A 13439-nucleotide genomic window follows, 5' to 3' on the forward strand; every position below is an offset into this window, starting at 1 on the left:
GGCCACTTCGATTAAGGGAGTCATTTTGCTTGAGCCGTTCAGCTATGAGATTTCAGATGCCTGGAAGGGGGCTTGATGGGCAGTTGCAGGGAGTTGCGGTGGTTGTTTTGGCCTCAGATTGAGGCGTTTGGCGGCGATTTTCTCCCGATTGTGTAGGCTCAGCCCCTGGCATGGAACATGGCATAGCGGTCGAGGTTGTAGGTGAGGTTGGTAAGGGCGGTTTCGAAGCGACATCGTCTCTGGCCGATACGTCGGAAGCGGTCGCCGCCGAACTGGGCGATGCGGCCGAAGGCGTGTTCGACGCGGGAGCGGATGCGGCTCTTTTGCCTGTTGGCACGCTTTTGTTCACGGCTGAGCGGACGGGCGGCAGTGCCCTTTTCGCAGATGTTGGCGAGCATGGCGAAGCCTTTGAGCAGCGCGGCGATGAACGGCCCGACGTAAGCGCTGTCGGCCCACAGCACGGCCTCGCGGTCGCTCTCACGCAGCAGTTTCCCGACCGGTTGGGAGTCGTGGACGGCGGCGTTTGTGACGGTGAAGGTCTCGATAAACTTGCTGGCCGCATCGACTTTGACGTGGTTCTTGTATCCAAAATAGGATACATGGTTCTTCTGCGTCCAACGCGCATCGAGATCCTTCTGGCAGGCCCGGCGCGGCCTCTTGGCGATGCGTTCGGGCACCTCGCCGCGCTTGATCTGTTCGTTCTCATGGCGGCGGTTGCGCTGCTTGGGAGCCTCGATAAAACTGGCGTCGATGATCTTGCCGCAACTGGCGATCAAGCCCTGAGTGCGCAGTTGCTCGTTGAACAACTCGAACACAGCAACCATCCCCTCGGCTCCAAGGCGTTCCTTAAAGGACCAGATCGTCGCGTGATCGGGAGAACCATCGCCGGGGCGTAGCCCCACAAAGCGCAGAAAGCTGAAGCGATCAAGAATCTGAAACTCTGTCTCTTGGTCCGATAGGTCAAAGAAGCGCTGCAATACCAGCACCTTGAGCATCAAAACCGGACACCACGGAATGCGCCCACCCTTGCTTTGGTCGCCGTAGGAAAGGCGCTCCTCAAGCAACGCACGAAACGTCTCCCAATCGATCACATCAAGCCGATCCAGGCTGCTCTTACGCTGCGAAGCGCTGTCCGCGTGTTTCAAAATGTCGAAGAGATTGCTTTGGCTGCTACCAGTCTTTACGCGCATATCAGATTGTCTCCAGTTGTCGCAAAGAAGGCGAGGTTAATCGAAGTGGCCTTAATACAGCCGAAACGGCTCAGGCCGCACACCGGCTTCGCCTGATTCATGGGGACCAGCCGAAAGAGCTTTTCCTGATTACAAACGCCGCCCTCCCTATTCGGGTAGGCAACGGGTTGGACTTGAAAGCAACGCTCTCCCGGCAAGACGAATTACGGCTGGCACTAAGGGGTGCTTTGGCTACTGATGAGTGTGCCCTGCGGACAGGGAAGCAGTGGAAGGCCTGGCCAGCTTGTCTGAATGACGCCGAGGATCGTATGCGCCGAGGTTTGCTCAATAACGCCGAGGGCGACGCCGAGGTTTGTTCATATGCCTGCTTCCGCTATACGACGCGGAAGGCTGACCGCAAGAAAAGGGATGGAATCGTCATTGGGGCTGATCAGCCGACATGTGAAGCGTTCGTTAAGGAAACGTTTTCGGGTGAGTCTTTGATTAAGATCGAGGGCGCAGCAAAAAAGTACAAAACCTCTATAATATAATTTATAAGGGTATTGTATCTTTTTGCTGCATATGATAATCTACACACCGTTTTGAAAGAATCCCTGCGCCCGCCGCTGCCAGTGCCCGTTTGGGGCAGTTTGATACCCCGCCCGATCAATGTACTCCCCGCAAGCGACCAAAGATCCACAGGTAGCCTTTTATCTGAGGGATGGAGTTTGGCAGTAAACTACCTGTCATAAATGTATGGACTGGGCGTACGATTGTATGCTAAAAGCATCCATCTTGAATTCCCTCGAACAAATTTTTCCGAAAGCCAGGGCTGAGTTACTGAGGCTGCTTTTTGCGGACTCGGGCCAGTCGCTGCACTTGCGTGACCTCGCGCGATTGAGCCATTTAGCGGTTGGCACCATTCAACGGGAAATCGCCAACATGCGGGAGGCTGGTCTTGTGCTTGAGAAAAGAGACGGCAATCGGCTCTATTTCAGGGCAAACCCGGAGCATCCTCTGTACCCCGAATTACACAGTATTGCACTGAAAACAACCGGCTGGCTAGCGCAACTGACAGAAGCACTGAGACCCGTTGAGGGCATTGACCTTGCGTTTGTCTACGGTTCCTTTGCCTCCGATACCGCCACTGCGCAAAGTGATATTGATCTTCTGGTGATCGGCTCCGTTGGCTTGCGTCAACTGGCTCCCCGTCTCCGGCCACTGTCGGCAACGCTCGGCAGGGAAATCAACCCCAACGCGATCTCTCCTCAGTCCTATGCAGAGAAGTTGCGGGCGAGGGATGCCTACATTACGGACGTGACAACCAAACCCAAACGGTGGATTATTGGCAGCGACGATGAGCTTGCAAAGTTGGCATAAAAACGGGTGGTTGCGGCCTCATGCAACAAACCGTCAGCAAATTGCGGACTTGTTGGCCATCGTTGAGCGTGACTTGGCTGACGCGCAAACAGCAAGGCTCAGTTCCGACTGGCAGTTCGGCATCGCCTACAATGCGGCCTTGAAGCTCTGCACGATCCTTCTCTACGCAGAAGGCTACCGCCCGGAAAAGCATCTGGCACACTACCGCACCCTACAGGCATTGCCGCTGGTGCTGGGAACAGACCGAAAGGATGACGCGGATTATCTGGACAGTTGCCGCAGTAAGCGAAACACCGTTGAGTATGATGTCGCCGGACGCACAAGCCCGGAAGAAACCAAGGAACTGATTGCGTTTACCCTTGAGTTGAAAGAGGCCGTCCTCAAATGGCTTCGCAGTAGGCATCCCCATTTGTCTTAGTGGCCTGAATCGCCCGTCACCCGGTTCTCCTTTCCCGCTGCCAGTGCCCATTCTTGGGCAGCTCTATCCCGCGCTTGAGGCAGCGTTTGCGGATAGCCTGGTCTGACACCCCGAGACCATCGGCCAGACGAGACAAGGGCTTTTCCCAGACCAGCACCTTGAGGTCACGGTCGGAGGGCCATGAGAGACTGTGTCGGGCAGGTAAGGCCCCGGCAAGAACAACGTCCTTGACGGATTCGGGAGTCAGCGTCCAAAAGGCAGTAACATCAGCCGGGTCCTCAACCACATCGCGGTAGTGCAGGGTAATCATGCTATCGCTGGTACCGTTCCGGGTCGCCACCTTGCCTATGTCCTCGTCGCGTTCGATCTGGTAGCTGATGCTGGTGTGTCGCAGGATATCGCTGACCCATTGCTCGGGCTGGACCGCCCTCTTGAGGACTTCCACCTTCTTATACCAGTTTTTCGGAACCCCCGTAAACGGATACGTTTCCAGCCACGATGCCAGTACAGGGACAATCGGTACCCGGCGCTTGATCTTACCTTCCATCTTGCCCCCTGAGATGATGAGGTTCCCCTCCCGTACATCTGCGGGAGTCAGGTCGGATAGCTCGCTGGGACGCAATCCCGCAAAGAGCATGATGGCAATCGAAGCAGCCATCACCCCCTCTTGGTAGCGACAGGAGGCACACAGTAGTTGCCGAACTTCCTCCAGCCGAAGGATTACGACATCGCGCTTTTGACGGGGTAATGCTTCCAGATGGTCACAGGGGTTTTCCAGGCAATATTTTGCCCGGACTGCCCAGTTGAAAAAGGCATTCAGTCCGCGACGGTAGGTGCGCTGGGTTCCAATGTGGTCATAGCCGGACAGGGCAGTGGCCATATCCCGGGTCGTAAACCCGTGAACCTGCTTGTTGGGGTCGGGAGTTATCAGGAGTCTCAAGCACTTGCGGTAATACTCGACCGTCTGTTCTGAGCGGCCTATCCGCGAAGCCAGAAACCGTTCGCAAGCTTGATGGATGCCTATCGTGGCAATCTCGGGTCGGTAGTGCTTCTCGAAAAAAGCCACCGCGTTTTCCAGCCCTATATTACTGACCTTGGCAACGCGCTCCTTCATGCCCTTCAATTCCAAGACCTGTTCGGTCAAGGACTGCCCAGGGGTATGGCTCAACGCGGTCTCAGCATCCGCGAGCTGGGAGGGGGTTAATTTCGTGCGTGCGAGCTGGATATCGTATTTCCCCTCGTCGCTATCACGTTCCAAGCAGGCCCGGTACTCGATCGCATCGGCCTTGTAACGGAAATTTTTACGGATACGCTCGCCATCAGGACGGTACCCTGCAACACGATAGGCTGTGCTCCCCGAAGCGTTCTTGAATGCCTCAACCTTGAATCGCTCCTTCTTTGCCGGTCTTGCCATAGGGGTATATTTGGACAACTTTTTGGACAACAATCAAGCAGTTAGCTTATTGAGACTTTGTAAGTTGTTTATGATGATGCTATTACCGTTAAAATAACGAGGACTGTTAATCACTTTCGCAAACTTCGCTCAAGGTTCGTCGTTTCAGCCAATACGGGCAGCCAAGATTTCCTTTCGGAAACTCTCCCCGCTTCCGATTGACTCCAGAGACCCGAGACCACGTTTGGCTCGGGATTTTTTATATCCCGCTGTCAGCAAAGGGTTACAAAACCCACCCGTATCGCCACGCTCTCCCTCTCCCCGACACCGGAGAAACCCGCCTGTTAAGCACTTTTCGCCCGCCGGCCCCGAAATGCCCCTTTTTCTCCGTTTCTCCGCCAGAGACCGAAAATAAGTTAACAAGGCGTCAGCCTCGCCCCGAGCCTGCCTGTTTCGGAAGTCCATAGTTTTCGGTCAACTCTGCTTGTGTAGTTGCTTAGCTCTTTCAGCTTGCCCGTTAGCGGCAAAATGGAAAAGGCGCACCATTGCATAAGGAGTGAGGCTCAACTGTCCCTGCGAGGCTGTTTTTCTTCCTGTACTCGAGTGGGGACTGGTTGAGGATGCGCCGAAAGACGCGGCCCATACGGTCCTCGCCGGGGAAACCGCTGAGGTGGGCGATTTCGTGGGCGCGTAGTTTGGTGTCCACCAGCAGCTGTTGGGCCTTTTCCAGGCGCTTGAGGGTGATCTCCTCGGCGAGGGTGCGGCCCAGCGACTGCTGAAAGGCATCGTGCAGGCGGCGATAGGAGATGGGGACGGTTGCGGCCACGGTCTTCGCGTTGACGGGGCCGGTGTAGTGCTGCCAGATATGGCGGAGGGCAGACGCTACATGGGGATGCTCGACGGCGAAGATCTCGGTGCTCAGGCGTGTCGTTACGCCTAGTGGCGGGATAAGGGTCTCTGATTTTCTGACCGTCTTGCCTTTCAGCAACTGGCCGAGCAGCGCGGCGGCATGGTAGCCTTCGGCCTCCTGGTTGTTGTCGATGCTGGAGAGCGGCACCGGTGCGAAGTCGCAGCGGAGGGGGTCGTTGTCCACACCGAGCACGGCGACCTGCTCGGGGACGGGGATCTGCCGCGCGCGACAGGCATTGAGCACCTCAATGGAGGCTTCATCATGCTCGGAGAAAACCGCCAGCGGGCGCGGCAGTTTCATCAGTTCGCCACCGAGCCAGTCGATGGGTTGCCCCTGGCGCGAGGCCCGGGTTCTTGCCGAGGTGGCGTCGATGAGATAAAAGGTAGCCTCTTGCCTCAGCAGACATTGCTCAAAAGCGCGCATGCGCTCAAGGGCTGAAGGTGTGCGTGAGCGCAGGAAAAATGCAGCGTGCCGGAAGCCGCGACTAAGGAAGTGATCGGCAGCCAGGTGCCCGATGGCTGCGTCGTTACACCGGACATTGGGGATACCTGGCAGGCGGATGTCTCCGATGTTGACGACGGGTTTGCCGCAGCGTGCGACGAAATCGCGTAGTTTTCTTCCTTCGCGCAGGAGCGACACGATGCCGTCAAAGGAGCGGGGGCGCGGGATGCTGCCATCGCGGGCCATGCTGGCGTCGAGTACCCATCCGGCCTGGCGCGCGTAGCGGGCGATGCCACGGTGGATAGCGGGCGAATACCAGCCCAGTGCGAGCAGGATGCAGGGGCGCTCTGCTTGTTTTTTAGGGGGGCGTTTGCGCGCGCTGTCTGTCTGCGTAGACACGTAGATGACGTTCAATTTTCGACGAAAAAATGTCAAATATTAAGCATTTATGGAACCTGTGTTTTGGAAGAATCTGTCCTGTGTCAGCGGCAGTTAAACCAGCTTCCCGCGTTAGTTGAACCCATCCCCCCCTCCGATTCTCATGAGCTTTGACGACCAACTCAACGACCTCCTTGCCCGCCACGAACGTCTTGTCACGCGTCCCAACGAAGTGGACCCGGATTTCTATAACGGCATCTACCGGCGCTATCAGCACTGTGTGCTGACGCGGGATCACGTACCGGTCTTCTGGCGCTACGACCTCAACCCGCAGACGAACCCGCGGCTGCTGGAGCGTCTCGGGGTGAATGCTGCGATGAACTCGGGTGCGATCTATCGCGACGGTAAGTTTTATCTCGTGGCACGTATGGAGGGCAATGACCGCAAGAGTTTCTTCGCCGTGGCCGAAAGCCCGAACGGGATCGACAACTTCCGCTTCCATGAAAAGCCGCTGCTCGTCCCCGAGTTGCCCGGCGACGGCACGAATCTCTACGACATGCGTCTCACCGAGCATGAAGACGGCTGGATCTACGGTACGTTCTGCGTGGAGCGCCGCCCGGAGGGAGCGCCCGCCGCCGACCAGTCGGTGGCCGAGGCTCAGTGTGGCATCGTCCGCACCCGCGACCTGATCACCTGGGAGCGCCTGCCGGACTTCCAGAGCCCCTCGCCCCAGCAGCGCAACGTGGTGCTACATCCGGAATTCGTGGACGGGAAATACGCCTGGTACACGCGCCCTCAGGACGGTTTTATCGATGCGGGCTCGGGCGGCGGCATAGGCTTTGCGCTCTCCGAGTCCACGAACCCCGCCATCTGCGGTGAGGAGAAGATCATTGATGCGCGCCTCTACCACACGATCAAGGAAGTGAAGAACGGCGCGGGTGCTCCACCGATCAAGACCGAGCGTGGCTGGCTGCATGTCGCCCACGGGGTGCGGGCCTGTGCGGCAGGCCTGCGCTATGTGCTCTATGTCTTCGTCACGGACCTGAATGACCCGGCGAAGGTCATCGCTGCGCCCGGTGGACACTTCATCGCGCCGCTGGGAGACGAGAGAGTCGGGGACGTTTCCAATGTGGTTTTCAGTAACGGCGTGGCCGTCCGGGGCGAGGAGCTCTTCATCTACTACGCCTCCTGCGATACCCGCATGCATGTGGCCACCAGCGATATTCCCACCATGCTGGATTACGCTTTTAATACCCCTCCGGACGCCCGCCGCACCGGCCCCTGCACCCAGCAGCGTATCGAGCTGATCGAGCGCAACCTCGCCTACTGCAACGCAAAGGGAATATGTTTGGAGTTGGGCTGTTGAAATTGGTTCTTTCAAACCTGAATTTTAGGGGAAAGATCGCAGAATCAGATTGGGAGATTAGGGGCACTTCGATTAACCTCGACGATATTGGTACAAGTAGTTACGTTAGGATATGCGCGTAAAGACTGGCAGTGAGCAGAGCAATCTCTTTGATATTTTGAAGCATGCGGAGGCGAGTGCTTCGCATCGCAAGAGCAGCCTGGACCGGCTTGAGGTGATCGACTGGGAGGCGTTCCGTCCTTTGCTGGCGGAGCTTCTGGCCTATGGCGACCAAAGCAAAGGTGGTCGCATTCCTTGGTGCCCGGTGTTGATGTTGAAGGTGCTGGTGTTGCAACGTTTTTTCGACCTGTCCGACCCGGAGACGGAGTTCCAGATATTGGACCGCTTCAGCTTCCTGCGTTTCTTGGGGTTACGCCTTGGCGATGGCGCTCCCGACCATGCCACGATCTGGGCCTTTAAGGAACGTCTGGGTGCCGATGGGATGCTGGCGGTGTTTGAGTTGTTCAACGAGCAACTGCGCGGGCAAGGGTTGATAGCCAGTTGCGGCAAGATCATCGACGCCAGTTTTATCGAGGCTCCCAAGCAGCGCAACCGCCGTGACGAGAACGAGCAGATCAAACGTGGCGAGGTACCCGAACGCATCGCGCGCAAGCCGCGCCGCCAGTGTCAGAAGGACTTGGATGCTCGCTGGACGCAAAAGAACAACCAGAGCTATTACGGCTACAAGAACCACATCAAAATGGACGCGGCCAGCAAGTTCATCGAGACCTTCACCGTCACAAACGCCGCTGTTCACGACTCCCAGCCCGTCGGGAAACTGCTGCGTGAAAGCGACCGCGAGACCGTACTGTGGGCCGACAGCGCCTATGTCGGTCCGTTCATCGCCGCGTTGCTCAAGCGCTTCGCCATGCTCGCCAACATCTGCGAAAAAGGCACCTGCACACGTCCACTCAGCCGCAAGCAAAAGCAAGCCAACAAGGAAAAGAGCCGCATCCGCTCCCGAGTCGAACACGCCTTCGGACGCATCGCCCAGTTCGGCGGCGATCGTTTCCGCCGTATCGGACAGCAACGATGTTGCTTCGAAACGGCGTTAACCAACCTCACTTACAACCTCGACCGCTATGCCATGTTCCACGCCAGGGCATGAGCCTGCCCAAACGGGCGAAAATCGCCCAAATCTGCCTCTGCCTGAGGCTAAAACAAGCATGGCCCGTGCCTTCAAAGGCATCTCAGAACGTTCTGCGAGCATCTGAAATCTCATAGATCGCATGCTCGCTCAAAATCATACCATTAATCGAAGTCCCCTCCAGTCCTCTGATATTACCGAAATGCCCCACGCCGCAGAAAAGGGGGCTCTCCTTCAGGCTTAAGCTCCCTGGAGGAGTGCGACCGCTATCAATGTACTCGGCCACCGCCTTATAGGTGACAATGGCAAACCTCTTCCCCGCAAGGAAACTGCGCCTGACCATTTCATCCCAGACAAAACTAAGGAGGACCTCGTTAACCTCCCGTTTCCCTTTCGCTCTCGGGCACAGCGACTGCATACTCCACGAGCGCGACGTGTCCTGGTACACCTTGACGGAAGGGGAATAGGCCACATTGCACTCCCAGTAGTCGATCCCTCGCCCTGCCCCTTCATGATCGCACAACGCACGCTCTATGACCAGCTTCTCAGCCGTCGCGTCGAGGTAGATGCAGGGGGATTGCGCATAGCGGGAGGCCAACGGACGCAGGCTCGACGAGATGATCGAACGTACCCCATCCGCCCCCTCTCTGACAGAAACTGCCTGCGGCCTGTGCATCAGGTCGTCAAGCAGGGCTGAGCAATCTGCGACACTACGCTTGCCTTCCCGTTTTGCTTCCTTGTTACGCTTTGCCTCCAACTGCCTTCTGAACTCGTCACGATCAATATCCCCCTTGCGGAATTTACTGAACTGAACAGCGGGCAGTGAAGAATTTTTGTCCTCGCGCCCTCTTAGCTCCTTGACCTCAGGACGAAGCGACCCCCCGATTGCGTTACGAATTTCCGCAGATGTGCTCTTCGCATTGAGGCTGGCAGGCATTTCTCTGATGAAGCCATAGACGTGGCCATACTCCCTTTCTGCGTACATTGACGTGACCATGTCCTCATCGACGACGAAGAAGTCGGGGCTCTCTATCGGGTCGTATTTCGCCTTTTGATTGCTCGCCATCCCCTGATAAAGCACGCGAATCCAATGCTCCCCCTTGGGCTGCTGGTACTGTTTCAGGTACTCGCACTCACTGACATAAGTACATCCCTCACAAGGACTCCGCACTTCATACCCTAGCCCCTCCGCCTCCTTTACCTTCGGGTCGATGCAGAGCTGCTTTCGTCCCTGAATATGCTGTACGTGCACCCCTCGATCCTTGGACTCAGTCCGTAGCCGTTTGGCAATCTCCCCGCCCAGTGTGTTATCCGGAACCAGATAATCCACCACCCAGTAGCGGTTTTCCCCACGCGGCGGTTTCTGAATCATCATGCTGAGCCAGAGCATTGTGTGGGCATGCTTGGTTTTCCCAGCGCCAGCCTCATACCGAATGATCAAGTGATTGCGGTATGAGTCTTGATTCCCATAGCCGTACATCCGCTGGAGCAGAAGGTTCTGGAGCTTATTAGTGGCCGCATCAAGGTCCATCACCTCTACCGGTCGAACTTCAACCTGTTGCTTAAGCAGCCCGTTAAGTTCGTCACGCGCCCGCTCAAACTCATCCTTGGGAATACCAAGGTCAATCCCCTGAGATACAGCCCGCCCAACCCGTTCTACGAAGCTTTGTCCACACTCCAACCCGCCATAGGTAGCCCCGCAAATCAGCCGGTAAAAACTATCCGAATGTGGAGACATCCCCCACCGCTGCATGACAAGCTCATGGATGTCCTCCTCGTCCATCCCCTGCTCGCGCCCCCAGAACCCCAGTGAACTCAAGAGAGGGACAATCACTGGGGCATAGCTGTGGCCATTCGTGCCCGGAAGTTCCCTGAGGCACTCCGTGTCCGGGGGCATGCAGTTCATCAACGCGGCAATGACTCCTGGAGCATCCCCATCAGCGATAACCTTGATCGAGCTGGCAAAGGCAGGCTTCGACCGCGGCATGACTTCCAGTTCCATCAGGTCGAACCACTCCCCCGGGTTCTCTACCCGAACCGGCTCTATCCCTGTTGGGTGAGTGGGAATGTAAAACCCCTGGCTGATGCTGAAACTGGCCGGGTCTGCATCCTTGAACAACTCCATCAAAGACCGGCGCCTGTTTTCAATCTCGACCGGCCTTACCCGGTCCTTCAGGGGCATGACTACGCGAAACTTGTTCTTCCCATCCAGAGGCGCGTGATTAAAACTACTGTAAATCAGGTACTCGTAGCTACCATACCGCTCGACAAACTGCTCAACCGTAAGCCCCGCATCAAAGTCGAGCGTCAACCCGTCAACCCACTCCACGTTCTCCCTGCACCGGGAAATCCCACCGACACGATGAACGCCCCCTCGCTTGAAGAAACTCCGTTTCTCAAAACCGTCGTTGTAGAATTTCACGAGCAAGAAGAGCGGGGCGTCCTCCTTCTTCTCATAACAGTGGCTTTTCAAACGCTCCTTGAGCTTCGCCCAAGTCAATAGCAATCCACCACCTGTTTCGACATGGCTCCACCTGTGCTTGAGCAATTGAACGCTCAACTTCCGTCCCACTCCATCTGAGTCTACCACTCCCTGAGGGGCTTGCCAGTCCAGACGACGTTGCATCGCCTCCAGTGCTGCCACGGCCTCTAGGTACGGCGCCCCGCCTGTCCCAACTTTACGCTGCTCACGCTGAACCGCTTCAATCGCGTCCTTATGAGCACAGCAGCCACGGACAAGAGAGGTTGAGGAGCTTGCTGACATGAAAACCTAAATTAGCAAGCGTAATGCTTAATTCAAGCCCTGTATCGGCCTGCGAACATAGTCAAATCCTGAAGCTGTCACGGCCGTAAACCATGGTTTACAGCGCCTCCCGCCATACGACCGCCGCTTCACCTCGTCGGTCTGTATCGCTCTCCATCGAACATATAGACCCTCTTTGACTGCGGCACGGTGCCATCGACCCTGCCGGAATGACCTTCCTCGTTAACAAACTCCAGAGTGCCGTCCGAATCGAAGTCGCTGAAGTAATAGACCTCGCCCCCACCGCGTACGGGGGGAAGCTCACGTATATGGCCATCTTCCAGCAGGAAAATACGCATGACCCACTCAGGGGCACCAGTAGCTGGAAACTCCCGCTCGCGTTCCATAATGACCAGCGCTGGAACTCCCGGTGCCGTGACCGCATCCCACGGCCTTAGCAGGGAGAAGACAGACATCGTCTTATAGGGCAGCTCCAGACAGGTGCGTTCCTTCAGCATGTCGGCGTAGCGTGGACGGATAGTGTGGATAGTCTTCCCGCCTTTGGTAATGACAAAAGACGTGATGTAGTGATCGTCATCATAAGTGGGGTCGATTCCCAGTGTACCATCAGCGAGTAGGCAGGCGCTCGTGTTCAAGCACGCAAATAAGATGGTCAGCAGTTGCAGGGGGCGCATGGTTGGTTCAGTCGGTTCAATGAAGAGAAGCTTAATGGCTCAGGGGCTTGATCTGGATAGACGCGACGATGCTCAGGATTACGGAGAGCAGAAAAAAGCCGATGCCCCATTCGATATGAATACGTGTGCCGCCTGGGAAGGATTGAAAGGCCAGGACGAGCATGCCCATGACAATCACATCCAGCATGGAGAACTTCCCCAGCGTTCCGGCAAACTTGAGCGACCTGGTAGCCGGAAGCCCATGCTCCAGTCGATAGACAGCGCTGTAAAACACGCAGAGCTTCCAGACAGGGAACAGCACTGAGAACCCCAGCAGAAGGCTGGCCAGAAAGAGATCCCCGGAGAGGGCCAGGTGACAGATGCCCGATAGGATGGACTTGCTCTCGGGCTCGCCGACCGGGAGGTAATTCTCCACGCCCCAAAAGCCGGGCTTCATTGTCAGGCACGGCAAAACAAGCCCCAGTCCAAGCGTAACCGCGCTCAAAAGGAGTAACCTGCGGATACCAGCCAGCTTGCGTCGTCTCATCTCAGCGGGCATACTTCTGCTTGAGGTAATCGGTGAGGAGTTCGGTGGGGACGATTTCGAGGCTCAGGCTTGAGACCTCGCTCACCCCGTCCATGCGCTGCCCGGTGTAGGCGTTGCTACCAGTGTGGAGTTCATCCAGGGCCAGCGCATAGGTACCCGCGACTTCGTCTGTCGTCAGGTCCTTATCAAGCACCTTGATGGTCAGGCTTGCCCCGTCGGTTGCCAATAGCCTCGCGGCCTGAATCATTTCCTCGGGCGATACCGTGCCCGCTCCGCTTGTCGCAAAGCCGAGTATCTCGCCCGAGTACCTCAGCCCGATCTCGGACCATTGGGCCAGCAGGGTATCATGGCGTACATCGCTCTTAAAAATGCGCTCATTGCCGTGCCCGGTATAGAGTTCGTAAGCGATATCCGGGGCACTCCCATCCAGGTCCCAGCCTCCCGGACGGGAGAACAGGTTGACCTCGCTGATCCAGACGTAATAGGTTGCCCCTGATTTCAAGGGCTGCCCGGCGATGAAGCCGGTTTCCTCATCGTGGTTGTCTCCCCACAGACCGGCAAAGAGCGCAATCCCCAGCACAACCAGCAGCGGAATATACCAGCCACTCTCCCTGAAGCGTTTAAGCCGTTCGTGTTCCCAAAGCCCAGCGAGCTTGTTCCAAGTACCTGACTCTACCGGGTTCGGAGCTTCGGGCTCTGACGATGGATCGTGTTCTTGAAGAGGTGGCGTGTTCATGGATTGTCGCAGGGGAAGCAATGCCCCTGCCGGTACGGCAGAACCACTATCGGCAAGGCATGGCTCTCGATGACTCCCTCCAGGCGCTGGAGGTATTTCTGGTGGGACGGTTTCTCAATGATGAGGATGATCGCGGCACGCCTGCCAGTCTGGGCCGC

The 13439-nt window shown here is 56.9% G+C and carries 11 protein-coding genes; 4 read left to right on the forward strand and 7 right to left on the reverse strand.

What is annotated here, in order from left to right; genetic code table 11:
- Positions 1-158 precede the first annotated feature (158 nt).
- Entirely contained in the window at positions 159-1190 is a 1032-nt protein-coding gene (locus tag H5P28_RS10155) for an IS5 family transposase (protein ID WP_185675592.1), read from the reverse strand.
- A gap of 774 nt (positions 1191-1964) precedes the next feature.
- Here H5P28_RS10155 and H5P28_RS10160 point away from each other — a divergent pair.
- Positions 1965-2549: a nucleotidyltransferase domain-containing protein gene (locus H5P28_RS10160; protein ID WP_185675597.1), complete on the forward strand. Its 585-nt coding sequence runs from the start codon at positions 1965-1967 to the stop codon at positions 2547-2549.
- Positions 2527-2967 carry a hypothetical protein gene (locus H5P28_RS10165; RefSeq protein ID WP_185675598.1) on the forward strand — a complete coding sequence of 147 codons (441 nt, stop codon included), beginning with the start codon at positions 2527-2529 and terminating at the stop codon, positions 2965-2967. Before H5P28_RS10160 ends, H5P28_RS10165 begins: the two co-directional genes overlap by 23 nt.
- 16 nt (positions 2968-2983) lie before the next feature.
- Here H5P28_RS10165 and H5P28_RS10170 read toward each other — a convergent pair whose 3' ends face one another.
- Together H5P28_RS10170 and H5P28_RS10175 are read right to left on the reverse strand one after the other, a co-directional pair.
- Complete coding sequence (locus H5P28_RS10170) at positions 2984-4411, reverse strand: tyrosine-type recombinase/integrase (RefSeq protein WP_185675599.1); 1428 nt, start codon at positions 4409-4411, stop codon at positions 2984-2986.
- Positions 4412-4877: 466 nt separating this feature from the next.
- Positions 4878-6110: a XylR family transcriptional regulator gene (locus H5P28_RS10175; RefSeq protein WP_221773399.1), complete on the reverse strand. Its 1233-nt coding sequence runs from the start codon at positions 6108-6110 to the stop codon at positions 4878-4880.
- Between the two features lie 142 nt (positions 6111-6252).
- Between H5P28_RS10175 and H5P28_RS10180 the strand changes: the two genes are divergently transcribed.
- Positions 6253-7455: a glycoside hydrolase family 130 protein gene (locus H5P28_RS10180; RefSeq protein WP_185675601.1), complete on the forward strand. Its 1203-nt coding sequence runs from the start codon at positions 6253-6255 to the stop codon at positions 7453-7455.
- A 112-nt stretch (positions 7456-7567) separates the two neighbouring features.
- Complete coding sequence (locus tag H5P28_RS10185; protein WP_185675602.1) at positions 7568-8602, forward strand: IS5 family transposase; 1035 nt, start codon at positions 7568-7570, stop codon at positions 8600-8602.
- Positions 8603-8684: 82 nt separating this feature from the next.
- Here the strand turns inward: H5P28_RS10185 and H5P28_RS10190 are convergent, their stop codons facing one another.
- From H5P28_RS10190 to H5P28_RS10205, 4 genes are all read right to left on the reverse strand, one after another.
- Entirely contained in the window at positions 8685-11345 is a 2661-nt protein-coding gene (locus H5P28_RS10190) for a hypothetical protein (RefSeq protein ID WP_185675603.1), read from the reverse strand.
- Positions 11346-11473: 128 nt separating this feature from the next.
- Entirely contained in the window at positions 11474-12019 is a 546-nt protein-coding gene (locus H5P28_RS10195) for a hypothetical protein (protein WP_185675604.1), read from the reverse strand.
- Positions 12020-12050: 31 nt separating this feature from the next.
- On the reverse strand, positions 12051-12455 hold the full coding sequence (locus H5P28_RS10200; RefSeq protein WP_185675605.1) for a paraquat-inducible protein A: 405 nt from the start codon (positions 12453-12455) through the stop codon (positions 12051-12053).
- Positions 12456-12546: 91 nt separating this feature from the next.
- A complete protein-coding gene (locus H5P28_RS10205) occupies positions 12547-13281 on the reverse strand; it encodes a hypothetical protein (protein ID WP_185675606.1) in 735 nt (244 codons plus the stop codon).
- Positions 13282-13439: the final 158 nt, after the last annotated feature.

It is taken from the genome of Ruficoccus amylovorans, from assembly GCF_014230085.1.
Classification (GTDB): Bacteria; Verrucomicrobiota; Verrucomicrobiia; order Opitutales; family Cerasicoccaceae; genus Ruficoccus; species Ruficoccus amylovorans.

What these genes read in the sequence shown, in the direction of transcription:
- H5P28_RS10155 (WP_185675592.1), bottom strand. Translation starts at nt 1,190, where the DNA reads ATGCGCGTAAAGACTGGTAGCAGCCAAAGCAATCTCTTCGACATTTTG.
- H5P28_RS10165 (WP_185675598.1), top strand. Translation starts at nt 2,527, where the DNA reads ATGAGCTTGCAAAGTTGGCATAAAAACGGGTGGTTGCGGCCTCATGCA.
- H5P28_RS10180 (WP_185675601.1), top strand. Translation starts at nt 6,253, where the DNA reads ATGAGCTTTGACGACCAACTCAACGACCTCCTTGCCCGCCACGAACGT.
- H5P28_RS10185 (WP_185675602.1), top strand. Translation starts at nt 7,568, where the DNA reads ATGCGCGTAAAGACTGGCAGTGAGCAGAGCAATCTCTTTGATATTTTG.
- H5P28_RS10190 (WP_185675603.1), bottom strand. Translation starts at nt 11,345, where the DNA reads ATGTCAGCAAGCTCCTCAACCTCTCTTGTCCGTGGCTGCTGTGCTCAT.
- H5P28_RS10195 (WP_185675604.1), bottom strand. Translation starts at nt 12,019, where the DNA reads ATGCGCCCCCTGCAACTGCTGACCATCTTATTTGCGTGCTTGAACACG.
- H5P28_RS10200 (WP_185675605.1), bottom strand. Translation starts at nt 12,455, where the DNA reads ATGAAGCCCGGCTTTTGGGGCGTGGAGAATTACCTCCCGGTCGGCGAG.
- H5P28_RS10205 (WP_185675606.1), bottom strand. Translation starts at nt 13,281, where the DNA reads ATGAACACGCCACCTCTTCAAGAACACGATCCATCGTCAGAGCCCGAA.